The organism is Paucibacter sp. JuS9 (genome assembly GCF_044043925.2).
In the GTDB taxonomy this organism is placed as follows: Bacteria; Pseudomonadota; Gammaproteobacteria; order Burkholderiales; family Burkholderiaceae_C; genus JAUASW01.
The window spans coordinates 4,125,601-4,145,146 of record NZ_CP194172.1 but is presented as its reverse complement, the minus strand read 5'-3'; the positions used below and the strand labels follow the sequence as shown (position 1 = coordinate 4,145,146).

The window sequence follows — 19,546 nt, the reverse complement described above, 5'->3', positions numbered from 1 at the left end:
AACAAGGCCGATTTCATCGTGTCTTGTCGCAAAGTTCCTCTATGAGAGCCTTCTCAATGCGAGAGGTGCGCAGTACCATTCGCTGCGCAGGGTGCTAGAGAGAAACGAAGGGTCAAGACCTTCCCCCGGACCCGGCACATCAACAACCTTTGATGGAGAGAATCGAAATGGCAACTGCGAAGAAGGCCGCCCCCGCCAAGAAGGCGGCACCGGCTAAGAAAGCCGCTCCGGCGGCCAAGAAGGCGGCTCCGGCCAAGAAGGCCGCTCCGGCGAAGAAAGCAGCTCCTGCGAAGAAGGCTGCACCCGCCAAGAAGGCCGCTGCTCCCGCGAAGAAGCGGACTCCCAATGCAGCATTCATGAAGGCCATGACGCCTTCCGCTGCACTGGCCGCCATCGTCGGCTCGGCACCGCTGCCGCGTACCGACGTGACCAAGAAGGTCTGGGAGTACATCAAGAAGAACAAGCTGCAAGACGCGGTGCAGAAGCGCATCATCGTCGCCGATGCCAAGCTGAAGGAAATCTTCGGCAAGGCCAAGGCCGATATGTTCGAGATGACCAAGCTGATCAACAGCCACTTGAAGTGAAGCGCTGGCGCGGCTCTCGCAGCCGCGCCGCCGCAGCAACAAACCCGGCCCCGGCCGGGTTTTTTTATGCCTGCGCCATCAACCTGTGCACGAGGCCTTTGCTTCAGGGCAGGCCGAGTTGACGACGCAGGGCGGCGAGCAGCTTCAAGACATCAATGGGCTTGAGCCAGTAGTCGACAAAGCCGGCCTTTCGCGCGGCGGCGATGTGCTCATCCAGCGCATCGGCCGACAAGGCAATGCAGGGCGGCTGCGGCAGCGCGGCATTCGCGCGCAGCGCCGAGAGCAGTTCCAGGCCATTCATGTCCGGCAGGTTCATGTCCACGAGCATCAGGTCCGCCCCCGAGGCGGCCAGCAACGCCAGGCCCTCGGCACCGGTCTCCGCGCAATCGAGCTGCCATTGCTGCTCGGGTGGCAGCAGGCGGAACACCTCTTCCATCAGCACCATATTGAGGCGGTCGTCTTCGATGTAGATGACGCGGGGCATGGCCGCAGAGCGTAGCAGCGTTCTGCGTGGGCCGGGCCGAATCAGCGCGAGCGCTGCAAGCGGCGCTCGAGAAAATCAAGCCGGTCCTGGCCCCAGAACAGCTCGCCTTCGACCGCATAGGTTGGCGCGCCGAACACGCCGGCGTCGATGGCTTGCTGCGTGTTGAGGTCGTAGCGCTCGGCCGCGGCCTGCGAATGGCCGTCCTCGATACGACGCGGTGCCAGGCCTTGCCGAGCCACGAGATCGGCCAGCACGCGCTCGTCGGCGATGTTGAGCTCTTCCACCCAGACAGCCCGCAGGATGGCGCCAGCGAGCTTCATGGCGGCCTCGGCGCCGTCGAGCAGGTCCACCGCGATGATCAGCTTGGCCGCATCGTCCGGTTGCACCGGAAAGTAGCGCGGCTTCAAGGTCAGGGGCACGTCCAGCCATTCGCTGAAGCGCTGCAGCTCGACCAGGCGATAGGCCTGGCGCTGCGGCGCCCGCTTGGCCAGCGGCAGGCCGCCGGACACCGGAAAGACCTTGCCGCCGAGGTCGCAGGGCAGGATCCTCACCACCGCACCGTGGCGTTTGGCGATCTCGGTAAAGCGCTGATGGCCGAGGTAGGTCCAGGGCGAGTTGGGCGCGAAGTAGTAGTCCACCGAAAGGGTCGAGGCCATGGTCTGGTTTCCTGCAAGGGAAAGGCGGGCAGCCAGTCTAGTCCGCTCGTGTCCGGTGTGCAGCCAGGGGTTTTTGCCCGCTGGCGTCAGCGTCCGAGCAGCGGCTTCAGATAGCGCCCGGTATGGCTGCCTTCGTGGTCGGCCAACTGTTCCGGCGTGCCGGCCAGCAAGAGCTGGCCCCCGCCCGAGCCGCCTTCCGGGCCCATGTCGATCAGCCAGTCGGCCGTCTTGATCACGTCCAGGTTGTGCTCGATCACGACGATGGTGTTGCCCGCGTCGCGCAGCTGATGCAGGACTTTGAGCAGCAGCGCGATGTCGGCGAAATGCAGGCCGGTGGTCGGCTCGTCCAGGATGTAGAGCGTGCGGCCGGTGTCGCGCTTGGAGAGCTCCAGCGCCAGCTTCACGCGCTGCGCCTCACCGCCAGACAGCGTCGTGGCGCTCTGCCCCAGCTTCACGTAGCCTAGGCCCACATCCAGCAGCGTCTGCAGCTTGCGCGCCAGCGTTGGCACGGCGCTGAAGAAGGCATAGGCGTCTTCCACCGTCAGGCCGAGCACCTGGGTGATGTTCTTGCCCTTGTAGAGCACCTCCAGTGTCTCGCGGTTGTAGCGCGCGCCGTGACAGGTGTCGCAGGGAACGTAGACGTCGGGCAGGAAGTGCATCTCCACCTTGATCACGCCGTCGCCCTGGCAGGCCTCGCAGCGGCCGCCAGCGACATTGAAGCTGAAGCGGCCGGGGCCGTAGCCGCGCTCACGGGCAGTGGGCATCTCGGCGAAGAGCTCGCGGATCGGCGTGAACAGGCCGGTGTACGTTGCGGGGTTCGAGCGCGGCGTGCGGCCGATCGGCGACTGGTCGACGTTGATGACCTTGTCGAAAGCGTCCATGCCTTCGATCTCGTCGTGCGCCGCCGGGTCCTGGTGGCTTTGATAGAGCTTTTTGGCCACGGCCGCGTAAAGCGTGTCGTTCACCAGCGTGCTCTTGCCCGAACCCGAAACGCCGGTGACGCAGGTCAGGACGCCAATGGGGATCTCGACCGTCACGCCCTTCAGGTTGTTGCCGCGCGCGTTGACGATCTTGAGCCTGCCCGCATCCTCCGCTGGTTTGTGTCGCTCGGCCGGCACTTCGATGCGCTCCACGCCGCTGAGGTAGCGGCCGGTCAGCGACTCGGGATTGGCCGCCACTTCGGCTGGCGTGCCCTGGGCCATGATGCGGCCACCATGCACGCCGGCGCCGGGGCCGAGGTCCAACACATGGTCGGCCGCTCGGATCGCGTCTTCATCATGCTCGACCACCAGCACCGAGTTGCCCAGGTCGCGCAGCCGGCGCAGCGTGGCGATCAGGCGGTCGTTGTCGCGCTGGTGCAGGCCGATGGAGGGCTCGTCGAGCACATACATAACGCCGGTCAGGCCAGAGCCGATCTGCGAGGCCAGGCGGATGCGCTGGGCTTCGCCGCCAGAGAGTGTGTCGGCGCTGCGGTCCAGGCTCAGGTAATTGAGGCCCACGTCGTTCAGGAAGCGCAGGCGCGAGGCGATCTCGCGGATCACCTTGCCGCCGATCTCGGCCTTGGCGCCCTTCAGCTGCAGGCCTTCGAAATACTCCAGGCATTCGCGCAGCGTGGCGTGCTCGACGTCGTAGATCGGCCGGCCCTTGAAGCCCGGCGCGGCATCGGCAGGCTGCAGGACCACGTGGCGCGCCTCGCGGCGCAGGCGCGAGCCTTCGCAGTGCGGGCAGGGCTTGGCGGCCTGGTAGCGGGCCAGGTCTTCGCGCACGGCGCTGGAGTCGGTTTCGCGGAAGCGCCGGGCCAGATTGGGCAGGATGCCTTCGAAGGGATGGGAGCGCTTGACGCTGCGCTTCTTGCCAGTCGCCGTTTCGGCCTGGTAGCTGAATTGGATGTCTTCGCTGCCCGAGCCATGCAGGAGCACCTGGCGGGCTTGGTCCGGCAGATCTTCGAAGGCGAGGTCGATGTCGAAGCTGTAATGCGCGGCCACGCTTTCCAGCATCGAGAAGGTATAGGCGTTGCGGCGGTCCCAGCCCTTCACAGCGCCGCTGGCCAGGCTCAGCGTCGGGAAGGCCACCACGCGGTCCGGGTCAAACACGGTGACCTGGCCCAGGCCTTCGCAGCTTGGGCAGGCGCCCACCGGCGAGTTGAATGAAAACAGTCGCGGTTCCAGCTCCGGCAGCGAGTAGCTGCAGATCGGGCAGGCGAACTTGCTGGAGAAGATGGTTTCTTCGCTGCTGTCCAGGTTGAGCACCAGCGCGCGGCCTTCGGCCAGCCGCAAGGCGGCTTCGAAGCTCTCGGCGAGGCGCTGGCGCAAGGTATCGGCAGCGTCATGACGGATCTTGATGCGGTCCACCACCACGTCGATGTCGTGCTTCTCGGCCTTCTTCAGCGTCGGGATGTCCGGCGCCTCGACCGTCACGCCGTCAACCCGGAAGCGCACATAGCCCTGGGCCTGCAGGTCCTGGAACAGCTCGGCGAACTCGCCCTTGCGGTCGCGCACGACGGGCGCCAGCAGCATCAGCTTGCTTTCGTCGGGCATGGCCAGTACTGCATCGACCATCTGGCCGATGCTTTGTGCTTCCAGCGGCAGGTGGTGGTCCGGGCAGAAGGGCGTGCCGGCGCGGGCATAGAGCAGGCGCAGGTAGTCGTGGATCTCGGTCACCGTGCCCACGGTGGAGCGCGGGTTGTGGCTGGTGGCCTTCTGCTCGATCGAGATCGCCGGCGACAAGCCCTCGATCACGTCCACGTCCGGCTTGTCCATCAATTGCAGGAACTGGCGGGCGTAGGCCGAGAGGCTTTCCACGTAGCGGCGCTGGCCCTCTGCATAAAGCGTGTCAAAGGCCAGGCTGGACTTGCCCGAGCCCGACAGTCCGGTGATCACCACCAGCTGGTTGCGCGGCAGGTCGACGTCGATGTTCTTCAGATTGTGGGTGCGCGCCCCTCTCACCTTGATCAAGGTGGCTTCTGGCTGGGGGCGGGGAACATCGGACATGGCGGACAGCAAGCGGGCAGGGGAAGAGAACTCGCCATCATAGGCCGAGCAGCCATTTGGCCGTGATCTGCGGGCCGGGACGCTGTGCGGGCGCACGGTTCAGCTGCCATGACTTGCAGCTGGCGACGTATTTCATGCCATCCATCGCATCCGCCTCGCAGCGGCCGGGGTGGCTCACGATACTGACTCCATCGACACAGCAATTGGGCTGTGAAGACACAAAGCAAACCGAACCCCAAGGAGTCCATCATGAAGAATCTGATCCAAGCCCTCGTCGCCACCAGCCTGCTGGCCACCGCCACCGCCACCTTTGCCGCTGCTGCCCCGCAGAAGATCGAGCAACTGCCCCGCGTCGTCATCACCGGCAAGTCGGGGCAGAGCCAGCAAGTCGTGCAACTGCCACGCGTCGTTGTTGAAGGCCGCAGCCTGCTGAGCCAGCAAACACGCCTGGCACTGAACGCTCGTCGCGCCGCACTGCGTGGCTGATCTGGGACGGTGACTGCATGAATCAAACAACCGTCGTCCCCTTGCACTGAGCCGAGTCAAGGGCGCATCCGCGAGGTGCGTCGCTGACTCGGCTCAGGTCATTTCATCAGGGCCGGATGCTCACCAGCATCCGGCCTTTTTCGCGTCCCTTCACCGACCTGCGTGGAAGACTCCAACCGGCACATTGCTGCCATTCGTTTTCTTGTTCCTCTGTTGGTCGAAGATCAGGCCGCCAGCGGGTTCCCCTGCGCTCGTGTCCCCCGGCCCTGGCTGCGCCAGGTCCTCCTCCTTTACCTCGCTTCGGGAAACCCACTGCCGACCTGATCCGCACCACTGTGGCCTTCGCCTGGTGGCATGCGCAGGTTCGGCCGAGGGTGTCGGGTGAGGGTTTGGGCGAGGTAAAGGAGGAGGATCGGGCGAAGCCCGGTCCGGGGGACAGGAGCACAAGCCCTCACCCGATGGCCTCGGCAGCGCGAACGAGCTTCAACGCGAACGGCTGCTACGTGCCGTCAACAGGCATCGGCGGAAATCGGCGCGGGCGCCGAAAGTCACTGTTCATCGGCATTGCAAGCCGTTCGCCCGTGCCGGCATGCGACCCATCGCACGCGCCTGGGAATCAAGAGTCGGCTTGCCGAAACTACAGGTACCGACACAGCAAACCCACCAGGAGCCCATCATGAACATCATCGCCAAGACCATCGTCCTTGCCACCGTCTGCGCCGCCACGTTGAGTGCCTTCGCACTGGCCTACCAAGGCGCTGCACCGCAGCCGAAGATCGTCAAGTTGGAGCGTGTGGTGATCGTTGGCAAGCGCATGGGTGTCGAGCACATTGCCCAGCTGCCGCGTGTGCTTATCGAAGGCCGCCGCAACCAGGTCGGCAGCGACCTGCAAGTGGCGCAAGCAGCGGCTTGCCTGAACAGGCAAGTCTGCTGAACACAGCTGCTCGGTAGCCCTGTGTTCGAGAAGCCCGGCCCAGGCCGGGCTTTGTCGTTTCTGGGCCGGCGATTGCAGGCTTAAACAGGCTGATGTCGGAAGTCATGTGCGGAGGGAAAGCTCTCAACTTCGCGCGACAGCCGGTCGTCGTCACCGGCATTTCACGCCGCTGCGCCTGCCATCCATCGCCTGCCGCTGGTTCTGCAAGGGAGCGATGACGACACTTCAATCATCGCAACGACCTCCGGTCCTAACACCCCAAGGAGCCCACCATGAACGCAGCCACCAAGACCCTCTTCACTGCCCTGGTCGCCGTCGCCGGCGCAGCCGCAATCGGTACCAGCATGGCCGACCATCTGTCGGTGGCCGATGCCCAGCCGGTGCACAAGCTGGAGCGCGTGGTGGTGGTCGGCAAGCGTTCGGTCGATGCCCAGCATGCACAGATCGTGCACTTGCCCCGCGTGGTGATCGAAGGCCGCAGCAGCTACCAAGTTGCCAGCGCCGCCGATTGCAAGGCTGCCGTCTGCTGAGTTCGCAAACCCAGGTCAGCGCGATAAATAAATGAAAAGGCCCGCTTCGGCGGGCCTTTTGCATGCCTGGAAGGACTTGCTCCTCCTGGTTCAGAAGGATTCCCAGTCACCGCTGTCGGCCGATGCCTCCTTGGGCGCAGGCGCGGTCCCTTGTGGGTTCAGCAACTTTCCAGAACCCGCAGGATCTCACGCCCATAGGCTTCGAGCTTCTTGGCGCCGACCCCCGAGATCTGCGAAAGCTCGTCCAGCGAGGCCGGCCGCTGGCGCGCCATCTCGGCCAGCGTGACGTTCTGGAAGATCACGTAGGCGGGCAGCCCATGCTCCTTGGCCACCTCGGCGCGCCAGGCCTTGAGCGCCTCGAAGACCTGCTCGCCCTGGCTGTCGAGGTCCAGCGCCTCCACCTTGGCGCGGCTGCTGGCGCTGCCGGTGCGAGTGGTCCGGGATGAGCGCTTGGGCGGCAAGCTGGGCACGCGCAGCAACAGCCGCACCTCGCCCTTCAGCACCGATCTCGCACTGTCGGCCAGCACCAAGGTCATGTACTCCCCCTCGGTGAATACATGGCCCAACGAGATCAATTGCCGCAGCACCGCGCGCCACTGCGCCTCGGGCAGGTCGGCGCCTATGCCCCAGGTGGAGAGGCTCTGATGGCCGTATTGCGTGACCTTGTCGGTCACCTTGCCTCGCAAGACGTCGATCAAGTGGCCAGCACCAAAGCGCTGGCCGCCGTTTTGCTGGAAGCGGTAGATGCAGCTGAGCAGCTTGCGCGCGGCGTCGGTGCCATCCCAGGTCGCGGGCGGGTTCAGGCAGTTGTCGCAGTTGCCGCACGGCTGGCTTTCTTCGCCGAAATAGGCCAATAGCCGCACGCGGCGGCAATCGGTGGCCTCAGCCAGCGCCAGGAGCGCGTCGAGCTTGCCGCGCTGGCCCTTCTTGAATTCTTCATCGGCCGGGCTCTCGTCGATCATGCGGCGCTGGTTGACCACGTCTGCGAGGCCGTAGGTCATCCAGGCGTTGGCCGGCGCGCCATCGCGCCCGGCGCGGCCGGTCTCCTGGTAGTAGCTCTCGATGTTCTTGGGCAGGTCCAGGTGGGCGACGAAGCGCACATCGGGCTTGTCGATGCCCATGCCGAAGGCGATGGTGGCCACCATCACGATGCCGTCTTCGCGCAGAAAGCGGTCTTGATGTTTCTGGCGCACGGCTGCATCGAGGCCTGCGTGGTAGGGCAAGGCCTTGATGCCTTCGCCTTCCAGCCAGGCGGCCGTTTCTTCGACCTTCTTGCGGCTCTGGCAGTAGACGACCCCGGCTTCGTCCTCATGCTCGTCGCGGATCAGGCGCAGGAGCTGCTCGCGCGGCTTGGCGTCTTTCTCGACGATGGAATAGCGGATATTGGGCCGGTCGAAGCTGCTGATGAAGACACGCGCTTCTTCGAGCTTCAGGCGCTCGATGATGTCGGCGCGGGTCAGGTCGTCGGCCGTGGCCGTGAGCGCGATGCGCGGCACATCCGGGTAGCGCTCATGCAGCAGCGACAGCGCCAGATATTCGCTGCGGAAGTCATGCCCCCATTGGCTGACGCAATGGGCCTCGTCGATGGCGAACAGGCTCAGCAGGCCGCGCTCGTAGAGAGAATCCAGTTGCGCCAGGAAGCGCGCATTGGTGACGCGCTCCGGCGCCGCATAGAGCATCACCAGGCGGCCGCTCATCATTTCGCGCTCCACATGCAGCGCCTGTTCGCTGCTCAGGGTGGAGTTGAGGAAGGCGGCATGGACACCGGCCTCCTCCAGTGCACCAACTTGGTCATGCATCAAGGCGATCAGCGGGCTCACCACCACGCTGACACCCTGCCCAGCGCGGTGCCGTGCGATGGCGGGTATCTGGTAGCACAGGCTTTTGCCGCCGCCGGTGGGCATCAGCACCAGGGCGTCCCCGCCGGCACTCACCTGTTCAACGATCTGGGCTTGGGCGCCGCGGAAGGCGCTGTAGCCGAACACCTCTTGCAGGATGTGCTGGGCCACGGGATGATGGTCTGGTCTTGTCATGGAAGACCGGCATTGTCGAGGACTTTGCCGATGCACCCCTCCACAAGGCCAGCGATGAAGATTCCCGACATTCCTGCTGACGAAGCCGAACGCCTGCAGGCGCTGCAGTCGCTGCACCTGCTGGACAGCGAGCGCGAGGAGCGTTTCGACCGCTTTACTCGTTTGGCACGACGCTTGTTCAATGTGCCGATGGCACTGGTCGGCCTGATTGACGCAGAGCGAGAGTGGCTCAAGTCGGCCCAGGGCATGGAGGGGATCACGGAGACACCGCGCGACCTCTCGTTCTGCGGCCACACCATCCTGCGTCCCGAAACCATGGTGGTGCCCGACGCGCTGCTGGATGAGCGCTTTTTCGACAACCCGATCGTGACCGGTCCGCCCCATATCCGCTTCTATGCCGGCCGGCCCTTGCGCAGCCCCTCGGGCCATGCGGTGGGCACCTTGTGCCTGCTCGATACCCAGCCACGTCAGCTCAACGAAGAAGACCTGGCCCTCCTGGGCGACCTGGCCGACATGGTGGAGCATGAGCTCGCCATCCTCCTGCTGGCCACGCTGGACGAGCTGACCGGCCTGACCAACCGGCGCGGCTTCGAGGCGCTGGCCCGTCATTCGCTGGGCATGTGCCGGCGCATGAAACGGCCGGCGGTGCTGCTGTTCTTCGATCTCGATGGCTTCAAGCGCATCAACGATGACTACGGCCACGCCGAAGGCGACAAGGCTTTGCAGACCTTCGCGCGGCTGCTGCGCTCCACCTTCCGGGAGTCTGACGTGGTGGCGCGCCTGGGTGGCGATGAGTTTGCCGTGCTCCTGACCAATGCCACGCAGCAGGACTGCGACCGCGCGCTGGAGCGGCTGACGCTGGCGCTCTACGAGCACAACGCCATGGCCGCCTATCCGCTGCGCCACAGCGTGGGCCGGGCCGACTTCGATGCCGACAAGCATGCAGATGCGGCGGCGCTGCTGGCCGAGGCCGATCGCCTGATGTACCGCCAAAAACAATCAAGAGGCCGTTAGGCCGGGCGCTTCACTGCGCAGTGCGCTTCTCGCCGTGCCCGGTCACCGTGCTCATGCCCGAGCTGCTGCGCCTGAGATTGGGCTTGCCCCAGTAGTCGACGCTGCCGATGCCGGAGACGCCGACCCTGAGGTCGTCGATCACCCAAAGCGCCGCGCTGCCGATGCCGCTGATCGACACGCCGGCCTTCTGCGTCTGCAGTTCCTCGGCCTGCAGCTTGCCCTTGCCGGAAACGCTGAGGGCGAGCTCGCGCACCTTGCCGCGCAGCTGGCCCTCGCCAGCGCCAGAAATATGGAAGCCCAGCTGTTCGCAATGCAGCTCGTCGAAGCGCGCCAGGCCGGCGCCCGAGATGTAGATTTTCAGCTGCTCGGCCTTCACCGGACCGGGCGCATGCAAGTCGCTGGAGCCTGACAGCACCAGCTGGGTCATGTGGCGCATCTCCACGTCGATCTGCAGCCGCGTGTTGTTCCAGAACTTCCAGGTGCCGGTGGGCTTGATCAGCACGCGGTCGCCCGAGAGGCTGACCTCGACGCTGCGCTGGATGTCGCTGCCGCCGACGATGAAGATCTCGTCCTTGTCGCCCTGCACCAGCTTTACATTGGCCGAGCCGGCGACTTCCAGCCGTTCGAAGGGGCCGAGGCTGTAGACCTGGCCGGTACGCGGCGTGCCCGTCTGGGCCCAGCCGCTTGTGCAGGCCAGCAGCAGTGCGGTGGCGAAGAGGGCCTTGTGCTTGATCGTGCTCATATCGATTGCTCCCTCAGCTTCTTGGAAACCTCGCGGCTGGCCGTGAAGCGGCTGCCGTCCTGCATCTGCACCACCAGCTGCGAGTTGTCGTCCGGCGTCATCGATTCGACGAAGTCCAGGTTGACGATGCAGCTGCGTTGCAGCTTCAAGAACCTCTGGGTGTCGAGCCGCTGCTCGAACGCGGTGATCGGCAGCCGCACCAGGTATTGCTTGCCACGGCTGGCCACAGCTGTGTACTTGGTGTCCGAGCGCAGGTACTCGATCGCCTCGACATTGATCGGGAAGATCTTGCCCTGGTCGCGCACCAGGATGCGCTGCAGCGGCTCGACCGGCATTTCGCTTGCGTGGCTGGCCTGGCTCAGCGCTTCGCTCAGCGCGCTGCTGCTTTGCAGCCTTTGCAAGGCGTGCTCCACGGCTTCGTTGAAGCGCTCCTGCGAGAAAGGCTTGAGCAGATAGTCGGCGGCATGCAGCTCGAAGGCGGCGAGCGCATGCTCGTCATAGGCGGTGGTGAAGATCACCGCCGGCACCTGGCCCAGGCCCGCGGCTTCAGATTCGGCCAGCGCGCGCAGCACCTGAAGGCCGGTCATTCCGGGCATATTGATGTCCATGAAGACAAGACCCGGCTGCTTGGCGCGGATCGCTTCCAGAGCAGCAGGGCCGTTGGGCGCGATGCCCAGCAGCTCCAGCTGTGGCAGCTCCTTGATCCATTCGGCCAGGCTTTCTGCGGCCAAGGGCTCGTCCTCGGCGATCAGCGTGGTGATCTTTGTGTTGCTCATGATTGCGGAATCCACAGGTCGACGCGAAAGCCCGCGCCGGGAGCGGTGTGCACGCGCAGGCGCGCACGTCCTTCATAGTCCAGGGCAAAGCGGCGGCGCAGGGCGCCGAGGCCAATGCCGGGGCGGGCCGAGGCGGCGTCCAGCTGGGCCGGGTCGCAGCCCTCGCCGTCGTCGCGCACGCACAGGTTCAGGCCATCGGTCAGTGCATCGCGTTGCGCGCTGATCGTGATGCAGCCGCCGTCCATGCGCGGCGCAATGCCGTGGACGATGCTGTTCTCCACCAGCGGCTGCAGCGTGAGCGGCGGGATCTCGTCTTCCAGCGTGCGCTCGTCCAGCTCCCATTCGATCTTCAGGCGCTGCCCCAGGCGCAGCGCCTCCAGCGCCAGGTAGTCGCGCAGGAAGTCCAGCTCCTCCTGCAGCGTGACCCGGTCGGTGGCCTCGCGCTTGGTGGCCAGCACATAGCGCAACATGCCGGAGAAGCGCAGCAACGCGGCCTCGGCCGCCCGGGCGTCCTTGCGGGTCAGGGCGATGATGGAGTTGAGCGTGTTGAAGAGGAAATGCGGATTGAGCTTGCCGCTGATCACGGCCAGCTCGGCCCGGGCCAGCGCCGACTCGGCCTGGGCTGCGGTCACCGCCAGCAGCTTGGCCCGGCGCGCGTTCAGCGCCGCGACAAAGCCGGTGGCCAGCACGGCGTAGACCAGGAGGCCCCAGATGGCCCGCCAAAGAAAGCTCTGCTCCAGCGTGGCGTCGGCATGCTCGGCGCCGAACAGCAGCAGGGCAGCGCCGTAGTCCAGCCCCAGCCAGGTGATGGAAAACAGCAGGGCGGCAAGCAGGTGGACGAAGAGCAGTACGGGCAGCGCCGGCTCATGGCGCGCAAACCAATGGGCCAGCGGCAGCACGGCCAGGCCCAGCAGCATCGGCGCCCACAGCGTGAGGGTGGCCTGGTAAACAGCCTCCCACAACTGCCAGAGCCCGCGCTGGAACTCGGTGCCCGCCAGCACGAAAAGGAGCCAGGCCACCAGACAGGCCGCCCCATAGCCCAGCAGCAGCGGGGCGCTCGTGCGGGCACCGGCTGGGGTCTTGGAGCTCTTCAGGCTGGGCATGTCGGCATCTTAGGGAAGGCTCAGACGCTGCCGGGCGGGTGGCAGACCAAATCCCGGATTGTGGGTATGAGCCTCCGCCCGGCCGATCCGAAGGGGGCTCGCGCCGTAGTACTTCGTACGGAGGCTTCAAGGTCGGCGCCGGCCCCTGGCGACCATGATGTGGTGTGGGCGGCATAATCGCCCCCTTCAGATTCCATCCAGCGGAGCGCTGCACCATGGCCTCGGTCAACAAAGTCATCCTCATCGGCAACCTCGGCCGCGACCCCGAGCTGCGCTACAACCCCAGCGGCGTCGCTTTCTGCACCATCAGTCTGGCCACCACGCGCCAGTGGAAGAACCGCGAAAGCGGAGAGCGCCAGGAAGAAACCGAATGGCACCGCGTCGTCTTCAACGACAAGCTGGCCGAAATCGTCGGTGAATACGCCAAGAAGGGCCGTCCGCTCTACGTCGAAGGCCGCCTGCGCACCCGCAAGTGGCAGGACAAGGAAGGCAAAGACACCTACACCACCGAAATCATCGCCGACCAGATGCAATTGCTGGGCGGCCGTGATGGCGGTGACGAAGGCGGCGGCGGTGGCGGTGGCGGCGGCTATGCCCGCGGCGGCCGTGGCGCCGGCGGTGGTGGTGGCGATGAAGGCGGTGGCGGCTACGAGCGCGAAAGCCGCGCTCCGGCCCCGCGCGCGCCAGCCGCACGCCAGGCACCGGCGCCTGCCCCAAAGTCGGCCACCGGCTTTGACGACATGGATGACGACATCCCCTTCTGAGATCTTCTTTGTAAGATCGAAGGGCAAGAAGCCCGCAGCGCTTGGCGCCGCGGGCTTTTTTCATTTCGATTTCATTTCTATTGATGTCGTAGCCCGCACAGGGAACGGCAGACAACAACAGCAGGGAGGCTGTGGACATGAAGAGTTGCTCTGATTCCAGGGGGCAGGGCGCGAGCCGTGCAGCGAGGCGCTGGTTGCCGCTTCTGGCAGCCCTCAGCTTGATCTCGGCCGGACTGCCAGCCTGGGCCGAATGCAAGCTGCGTTCGATGGAGATCCCGGTTCGCCTGGTCAATCACCGGCCGATTGCGACGGTCGAAGTCAACGGCGTCGCGCTGCCAATGCTGGTCGACAGCGGTGCGTTCTACAGCTTCCTGCAGGCCTCCACGGCGGCCGAGCTGCAGCTGCCCTTGCGCGAGCTGCCGGGGGACCTCCGGCTTGAGGGATACACCGGCCGCATCGAGGCCAAGCGCACGAAGGTCGACAAGATCAAGATCCAGAGCGCCGAGATTCCCAATGTTGAATTCATCGTCGGGGGCAACGAGCTGGGCTCAGGCATTCGCGGCATCCTCGGGCGCAACCTGCTGGCGGCCGGCGACACCGAGTACGACCTGGCGCGTGGGGTGATCCGCCTGGTCTTTCCGCTCGGTGAATGCCGCGACACCAACCTTGCCTACTGGGCAGGCGATGCGCCCGTCATCAGCGAAGACCTGCACCGCCGGGACGGTGCGATCCGCGTGCCCGTGCGCGTGAACGGCAGGAAATTGATTGCGGTGCTGGACACGGGCGCACCGGGCACCGCACTGAAGATGCGCGCGGCACGCCGTGCCGGCATCGACGACAAGGAAATGGAAATGGTCGGCCTGGTGGGCGGCGCGGGCGATGGCAGGGTGCGCTCCTGGACGGCCAATGTGACGGCCTTCGAGCTCGGCGGCGAGAAGATCGCCAACAACCGATTCGCGATCGACGAGACCTCCAAGGGCGACGACGACATGCTGATCGGCCTCGACTATTTCCTGTCGCACCGGATCTATGTATCGCGGGGCCAGAACAAGCTGTACGCCACCTGGAACGGCGGCCCGGTCTTCGCCCGTGCTGGCCAAGAGGGCGTTTACGACCAGAGCCATGCGGCTGTGCCGGCAGACGTTGCGCCCGAGAACGCCAACGGATTTGCCGCTCGCGCGGCGGCGGCCGTGACCCGCGGGGATCACGCGGCTGCCCTGAAGGACCTGGATCGCGCTTGTGAACTCGCGCCGACGGACGCACACCATTTCCATGCGCGCGCCCGGGTCAAGCTGGCGCTGCGGCAGCCGCGCGAAGCCCTGGCGGACTTCGACGAAGCCTTGCGCCTGCAGCCCACGCTGGCCGAGGCGCAGATGGACAGGGCTGGTTTTCGCTTCGCCACGAAGAACCGGGCCGGTGCCGAAGCCGACCTGCAGGCCCTCGATGCCGCCTTGAGCCCCTCAGCCCCCTTGCGGATGAATATGGCCAGCCTCTATGCCGAGCTGAACCTGGCGCCCGAGGCCTTCCGGCAGTGGGAGCTCTGGCTGCCGACGCGCCGCAGCGACGCCAGGTTTTCCCATGTGCTCAACCAGCGCTGCTGGCTGCGCGCGCGCCTGAATATCGAGCTGCCCAAGGCCTTGGAGGACTGCAAGCAGGCGATCGACAAGGATGGCGCCGAGCCGTCCTATCGAGACAGCCTGGGCTGGACCTACCTGCGGCTCGGTGAGGCTGCCAACGCCCGCAAGGCTTTCGACGCCGCCATTGAGCGCCAGCCCATTGCATGGGCGCACTTTGGCCGGGCCATCGCCCTGCAACGATTGGGCAATCCCGAAGCAGCGCAACGCGACCTGGAGGCGGCGCGAAAGCTTGATCCAAAGATCGAGGACGGGGTGCGCAAGGCCGGCTTCGGGGCGCTGCTGAGCGAATCGCCCATCTGATCAACGCGCCTCCAGCCTCAATCTCAACCCGCCCGCCGGCCGCAGGGTAACGGCCAGGCGCGGCACCGGCTCTGCCTCGCCATCAAGCGGCTGCAAGCTGAAACGCTGCAGCAACTGGGCGGCGAGGATGTTCATCTCCATCAGCGCGAAATGCTGGCCCAGGCACACGCGCGGGCCCAGGCCGAAGGGAATGTAGGCGCCGCGCGCAATCTCGTCCGGCGCACCGGGCAGAAAGCGCTCGGGCCGGAATTCGTCGGGGCCGCGCGGCCACCAGCGTGGGTCGCGCTGCAGCAGCCAAGGCGTCACGCGAACCATGGTGCGCGCCTGCAGGCGCAGTGTTCGGCCGTCCGTCAACTGCAGCTCGATCTCGCGCTTGAGCCGGCGCGTCAGCAGCGCAGCGGCGGGCGGATACAGGCGCATCGCTTCCTTCAAGGTGGCACCGAGCCAGGGCAGATGGGCCAGGTCGTCGGTGCCGGGCGCGCGGCCTTGCAGACGGGAGCCGATTTCTTCGGCCGCACGTTGCTGGGCCGCCGGGTGCCGGGCCATCAGCCAGCTCCACCACAGCAGCGCCGTGGCGCTGGTCTCGTGGCCAGCCTGGAAGCTCAGCATGCACTGGTCAAAAACCTCCCGCTCGGTGAGCGCGCCGCCACCTGCCTCGTCGTCGCGCAGCGCCAGCAGCATGCCCAGCAGATCGGTGCGGACCTCGCCTGATCGGCGGCGCTCGTCGATGCGTTCATTCAAGAGGCCGTTGAGCAGGCGCAGCGCGCGGCGCTTGGCGGCCTTGCCGGGCAGCGGCAGCCAGTCCGGCAAGGTCATCGGCCAGAACATCTCGCGCAGGCCGATCTCGCTGAGCTTCTGCACCGCGGCGGCGGCCTCGTTGGTGTTGGCGCCTATCGGTCGACTGAACAAGGTGCGCGAGATCACGTCCATGGTCAGCTGGCTGAACAGCGCGTCCATCGCAGTGACCCCAGCTTGCACCTGGGCAAGCCCGGCCTCGCCGGCCTCGGCCATCTGTGCTGCATAGCCGGCCACCTTCTTCGGCGTGAAGGCCTGCATCAGCATCCGCCGTTGGCGCTGCCAGGTCGGCCCTTCGGTCACCAGCACCGACTGCCCCACCGATTCGGCGAACACTTCAGTGCCCCGCTCCCACCGGATCAGGTCGTCCGCATGGTCGATCAGCAGGCGGCGCACCAACTCGGGATGGAAGAGGTCCAGCGTGCGCTCGTTGACGATTTGCAGCCGTACCAGGTCGCCGTGCTCGCGCTGATGGCGTTCCAGCAGGCCCAGGTAGTCGCGGCTCATCGCCAGCAGATTGCTCAGGCCGAACCAGCGGGTCTCAGGGCCGGGGAGATCGTCGTAGTGGATTTGCATGGCGGCATGGTGCCCATTGGGGCGGCGGGCCTATAGAACGATTGCGACACAATGATCCGCATGAATGATGGCGCGCGCCTCTGGCTGCCCCCGCTGAGCCTGGCGGGCTGTGTGCGCGCCGGCTTTCTGCGCGACACGCGCAGCCTGCTCCTGCATGGCGATGAGCTCGATACCTACTACCCGGCCTCGCCGCTGGTCTGCCTGACCTTTACCTTTGCAGGCTCCGCCGAATGGCTGGCCTCGCCCGGCTTCGTGCCGCCGTCTGCCGGCTTCCGGGTCTGGCCGGTGGCGCTGTCGGGGCCTATCACGGGCCCGACGCATCTGCGTGTGGCGCCCGCGGGCGTCCACGGCTTGCAGCTGCTTTTCCTGCCGGACGCCTTCCGCCTGCTGACCGGCATTGACGCCGCCTCGCTGGTGGACCGCTGCGTGGATGCAGCCAGCCTGCTGCCTCCGGACTGGCTGGACTGGACCGCGTCCCTGGCCGGGCTCGCGGACGACGAAGCCCGGCTCGCGGCGATCGAAGCCTTCGTCGCGCCGAGGTGGCAGCCTGTTGCTGCGCATGAAGGCGCTGGCCAGCGCTATTCGCAGTGGCTGGAGGCATTGGCCGTGCGTGCCGCCGGCAGCGCGGCCGGGCGCAGCATGCGGCAGTTCGAGCGGCGCATCAAGGCCTGGGCCGGCCTGCCGATGCGCGAGCTGCGGGCGGTGTCGCGCGGCGAGCAAGCCTTTCTTGCGGCCGTGGCTGAGGCGCAAGCGCCGTCCTGGGCCGAGCTGGCCCTGCAGACCGACTACGCCGATCAATCCCACTTGTGTCGCGAGACGCGCCGCCTGACCGGCTTCAGCCCCGAGGACTTGCGACAGCGCATGCGCAGCGAGTTGGCATTCTGGCCCTACCGGCTCTGGACCTGATGCTCAGGAATGGGCTTGCCAGTCCGTTCCTTATATGTGACCATTGAGTCACCTATGAAGCCCGACGAACTCGACGCCACCTTCCATGCCCTGGCCTCCGAGCCGCGTCGGCGCATGCTCGACTGGCTGGTCAAGGAGCCCGGCTGCAATGTGGCGCGGCTGTGCGAGTGTTTCGAGGGCGAGCTGAGCCGCTTCGGCGTGATGAAGCACCTGCAGGTGCTGGAGCGCGGCAATCTCGTCATCTCCCGCAAAGAAGGTCGCGAGCGCCTGCTCTGGTTCAATGCCGCGCCCATGCAGCTGATCCACGAGCGCTGGAGTACCGAGCTCAGCGCCTACTGGGCGCCCCGACTGACGGCTCTGAAGTACGCGGCCGAAGGCGCCGAGGTGCATTCCCTGTTCCCCACCCCCAAGAGGAAGTCACAGCCATGAGCGAACGCGTTTTCCGCATCAAGATCAGCGCGCCTATCGAGCGCATCTGGCGCGAGCTGACCAAGACCGACGAGGCGCAGGGCGCGATCTACGACGCCTGGCTGCACACCACGGTCCTGGGTCCCGGCGCGCCGATGCAGATGCGCACCGGCAGCGGCAAGAACGTGATCGTCGATGGCCGGGTGCTGGTCTGCAATCCGCCGCACCACTTTGCGCACACGCACCGCTTCACGCAGCACGACGACCCGGTCTGCGAGGTGCATTACGAGCTGAAGGAGCTGGGCGGCGGCGAGGTCGAGGTCACCTTGCGCGTGGTCGGCATCCCGGAGGGCACGGCCACGGGCAAGGCCATGGCCAGCGGTGGCGATTTCATCCTCAAGCACCTGAAGCTGCTGGCCGAGGGCCAGGGCCTGCCGCTGTCTACCAAGCTGATGTACTTCATGATGAACCACATGGAGTTCGTCTTGCCCAAGCGCTGCCGCAGCGCCAATTGGCCCATGAAAGCAAAAGGAGACTGAGATGGCAGACCCCCAAGCAGCCCTGCTCACGCAGGTGAAGAACATCCAGGCCAAGACCGGCCTCACCCTCGCGCAGATGCATGAGCAGATCGAGGCCAGCGGCAAGGAGAAGTACGCCGAGAAGCGCAGCTGGGTGATGGAGCGCTTCGGTCTGGGCCATGGCGACGCCAACACCGTGGTGCACTTCATCGGCAAGCCGCTGCCCGATGTCCAAGTGGGTGCTGCGCCGCCAGCTGCCGAAGGCGACCCGCTGGATGCCATCTACACCGGCAAGAAGGCAGCGCTGCGGCCCTTGCATGACGCCGTGATGGTGCGCATTGCAGAACTCGGTGATTTCGAGATCGCGCCCAAGAAGACGTATCTCAGCCTGCGCCGCAGCAAGCAGTTCGCCATGGTCGGGCCGGCCACGGCCAGCGAGGTCGAGATCGGGCTGAACTGCAAGACCCTGGAGCCGCACGCGCGGCTGAAGATCCTGGCGCCCGGCGGCATGTGCCAGGCGACGACGCGCATCAGCGATGCCAGCCAGGTTGACGCGGTGCTGCTGGGCTGGATCGCTGCGGCCTATCAGGCGGCTGCTTGAGCCTGGTCAGCCGGCCAGCCGCCTCAGATCCACCCCAGATCAATCGCCCTCAACACCGCCTGCGTCCGGTCCCGCACGCCCATCTTCGAGAACACCGTCGAGCAGTGGTTCTTGATCACGCCCTCGCTGTTGCCCAGCAGGGCGGCGATTTCGGTGTTGCTGCGGCCGCTGGCGACGAGGCGCAGGACCTGCAGCTCCTTGGGTGACAGCGGATCGGGTTCGGGCGTGGCGCTGAAGGCGCGCTCGCCGCTGTGGCGCTCGATGCGCTCGGTGATCAGGGGGCGCAGCGCCGTGCCGCCGGCGGCCACGTCGCGCAGCGAATGGAACAGCACCTCGGGGCTGGTGGCCTTGAGCAGGAAGCCGCGGGCACCGGCCGAGACGGCTTCGTCGAAGGCGGCGCTGTCGTCGAAGGTGGTCAAGAGGAGTACCGGGATCTTCAGGGCCCGGGCGGCCAGGGCGCGGATCAGGCCGACGCCGTCCATGCGCGGCATGCGCATGTCCGAGAGGATCACGTCGGGCAGTTGCTCCGCCTGGGCGGCCGAGATCCACTCCAGCGCGGCCGCACCGTCGCTGGCCTCGCCCACCAGCTCGATTTCCTCGTGCAGGGCCAACAGGCCCTTCAGGCCTTCGCGGACCAGTTGCTGATCCTCGACCAGCAGCAGCTTGATGTGGGACGAGGGGGCTTGCGGATTGATGCTCTTGCTCATGG

At 66.1% G+C, this 19,546-nt stretch carries 21 protein-coding genes; 11 read left to right on the top strand and 10 right to left on the bottom strand.

Translation table 11 applies throughout. From position 1 onward, the window contains the following. Positions 1-167 precede the first annotated feature (167 nt). Complete coding sequence (locus tag ABT392_RS18430) at positions 168-584, top strand: SWIB/MDM2 domain-containing protein (protein WP_282827914.1); 417 nt, start codon at positions 168-170, stop codon at positions 582-584. Positions 585-687: 103 nt separating this feature from the next. On the opposite strand, the gene ABT392_RS18425 is transcribed toward ABT392_RS18430, so the two are convergent. From ABT392_RS18425 to ABT392_RS18410, 4 genes are all read right to left on the bottom strand, one after another. Then, positions 688-1,068: a response regulator gene (locus tag ABT392_RS18425; protein WP_334279583.1), complete on the bottom strand. Its 381-nt coding sequence runs from the start codon at positions 1,066-1,068 to the stop codon at positions 688-690. A 41-nt stretch (positions 1,069-1,109) separates the two neighbouring features. Beyond that, entirely contained in the window at positions 1,110-1,724 is a 615-nt protein-coding gene (locus ABT392_RS18420) for a 2-hydroxychromene-2-carboxylate isomerase (protein WP_395384987.1), read from the bottom strand. An 86-nt stretch (positions 1,725-1,810) separates the two neighbouring features. Continuing rightward, complete coding sequence (gene uvrA, locus ABT392_RS18415; protein ID WP_395384988.1) at positions 1,811-4,714, bottom strand: excinuclease ABC subunit UvrA; 2,904 nt, start codon at positions 4,712-4,714, stop codon at positions 1,811-1,813. 37 nt (positions 4,715-4,751) lie between these two features. After that, a complete protein-coding gene (locus tag ABT392_RS18410) occupies positions 4,752-4,892 on the bottom strand; it encodes a hypothetical protein (protein ID WP_334279580.1) in 141 nt (46 codons plus the stop codon). A 71-nt stretch (positions 4,893-4,963) separates the two neighbouring features. On the opposite strand from ABT392_RS18410, the gene ABT392_RS18405 reads away from it, so the two are divergent. The 3 genes from ABT392_RS18405 (at position 4,964) to ABT392_RS18395 (ending at position 6,664) form a co-directional block, all read left to right on the top strand. Next, positions 4,964-5,200, top strand: a complete 237-nt coding sequence (locus ABT392_RS18405) for a hypothetical protein (protein WP_395384989.1) — start codon at positions 4,964-4,966, stop codon at positions 5,198-5,200. 676 nt (positions 5,201-5,876) lie between these two features. Continuing rightward, on the top strand, positions 5,877-6,134 hold the full coding sequence (locus tag ABT392_RS18400; RefSeq protein ID WP_334279578.1) for a hypothetical protein: 258 nt from the start codon (positions 5,877-5,879) through the stop codon (positions 6,132-6,134). A 272-nt stretch (positions 6,135-6,406) separates the two neighbouring features. Then, positions 6,407-6,664: a hypothetical protein gene (locus tag ABT392_RS18395; protein WP_395384990.1), complete on the top strand. Its 258-nt coding sequence runs from the start codon at positions 6,407-6,409 to the stop codon at positions 6,662-6,664. 158 nt (positions 6,665-6,822) lie between these two features. Here the strand turns inward: ABT392_RS18395 and recQ are convergent, their stop codons facing one another. Then, positions 6,823-8,697, bottom strand: a complete 1,875-nt coding sequence (gene recQ / locus ABT392_RS18390) for a DNA helicase RecQ (protein WP_395384991.1) — start codon at positions 8,695-8,697, stop codon at positions 6,823-6,825. Between the two features lie 54 nt (positions 8,698-8,751). Between recQ and ABT392_RS18385 the strand changes: the two genes are divergently transcribed. After that, on the top strand, positions 8,752-9,711 hold the full coding sequence (locus ABT392_RS18385; protein WP_334279575.1) for a sensor domain-containing diguanylate cyclase: 960 nt from the start codon (positions 8,752-8,754) through the stop codon (positions 9,709-9,711). A 10-nt stretch (positions 9,712-9,721) separates the two neighbouring features. On the opposite strand, the gene ABT392_RS18380 is transcribed toward ABT392_RS18385, so the two are convergent. From ABT392_RS18380 to ABT392_RS18370, 3 genes are read right to left on the bottom strand one after another with little or no spacing between them, the layout of a single operon-like run. Beyond that, complete coding sequence (locus ABT392_RS18380) at positions 9,722-10,453, bottom strand: head GIN domain-containing protein (protein ID WP_334279574.1); 732 nt, start codon at positions 10,451-10,453, stop codon at positions 9,722-9,724. Next, positions 10,450-11,229 carry a LytR/AlgR family response regulator transcription factor gene (locus ABT392_RS18375; protein ID WP_334279573.1) on the bottom strand — a complete coding sequence of 260 codons (780 nt, stop codon included), beginning with the start codon at positions 11,227-11,229 and terminating at the stop codon, positions 10,450-10,452. The genes ABT392_RS18380 and ABT392_RS18375 overlap by 4 nt, the downstream gene beginning before the upstream one ends. After that, positions 11,226-12,332: a sensor histidine kinase gene (locus ABT392_RS18370; protein ID WP_395384992.1), complete on the bottom strand. Its 1,107-nt coding sequence runs from the start codon at positions 12,330-12,332 to the stop codon at positions 11,226-11,228. The genes ABT392_RS18375 and ABT392_RS18370 overlap by 4 nt, the downstream gene beginning before the upstream one ends. Before the next feature lie 215 nt (positions 12,333-12,547). On the opposite strand from ABT392_RS18370, the gene ssb reads away from it, so the two are divergent. Then, positions 12,548-13,096, top strand: a complete 549-nt coding sequence (gene ssb, locus ABT392_RS18365; RefSeq protein ID WP_395384993.1) for a single-stranded DNA-binding protein — start codon at positions 12,548-12,550, stop codon at positions 13,094-13,096. 266 nt (positions 13,097-13,362) lie between these two features. Next, complete coding sequence (locus tag ABT392_RS18360; RefSeq protein WP_395384994.1) at positions 13,363-15,033, top strand: aspartyl protease family protein; 1,671 nt, start codon at positions 13,363-13,365, stop codon at positions 15,031-15,033. On the opposite strand, the gene ABT392_RS18355 is transcribed toward ABT392_RS18360, so the two are convergent. Next, the gene (locus ABT392_RS18355) at positions 15,034-16,404 is read right to left on the bottom strand and encodes a cytochrome P450 (protein ID WP_395384995.1); all 1,371 of its coding nucleotides are present in this window, start codon (positions 16,402-16,404) and stop codon (positions 15,034-15,036) included. A gap of 51 nt (positions 16,405-16,455) precedes the next feature. Between ABT392_RS18355 and ABT392_RS18350 the strand changes: the two genes are divergently transcribed. From ABT392_RS18350 to ABT392_RS18335, 4 genes are read left to right on the top strand one after another with little or no spacing between them, the layout of a single operon-like run. Then, positions 16,456-17,310 carry an AraC family transcriptional regulator gene (locus ABT392_RS18350; RefSeq protein ID WP_395384996.1) on the top strand — a complete coding sequence of 285 codons (855 nt, stop codon included), beginning with the start codon at positions 16,456-16,458 and terminating at the stop codon, positions 17,308-17,310. A 54-nt stretch (positions 17,311-17,364) separates the two neighbouring features. Continuing rightward, on the top strand, positions 17,365-17,739 hold the full coding sequence (locus tag ABT392_RS18345) for an ArsR/SmtB family transcription factor (protein ID WP_334279567.1): 375 nt from the start codon (positions 17,365-17,367) through the stop codon (positions 17,737-17,739). Next, positions 17,736-18,257 carry an SRPBCC domain-containing protein gene (locus tag ABT392_RS18340; protein ID WP_395384997.1) on the top strand — a complete coding sequence of 174 codons (522 nt, stop codon included), beginning with the start codon at positions 17,736-17,738 and terminating at the stop codon, positions 18,255-18,257. The genes ABT392_RS18345 and ABT392_RS18340 overlap by 4 nt, the downstream gene beginning before the upstream one ends. 1 nt (position 18,258) lies before the next feature. After that, complete coding sequence (locus ABT392_RS18335; RefSeq protein WP_395384998.1) at positions 18,259-18,837, top strand: DUF5655 domain-containing protein; 579 nt, start codon at positions 18,259-18,261, stop codon at positions 18,835-18,837. A 23-nt stretch (positions 18,838-18,860) separates the two neighbouring features. Here the strand turns inward: ABT392_RS18335 and ABT392_RS18330 are convergent, their stop codons facing one another. Continuing rightward, complete coding sequence (locus tag ABT392_RS18330) at positions 18,861-19,544, bottom strand: response regulator transcription factor (protein WP_334279564.1); 684 nt, start codon at positions 19,542-19,544, stop codon at positions 18,861-18,863. Positions 19,545-19,546 lie beyond the last annotated feature (2 nt).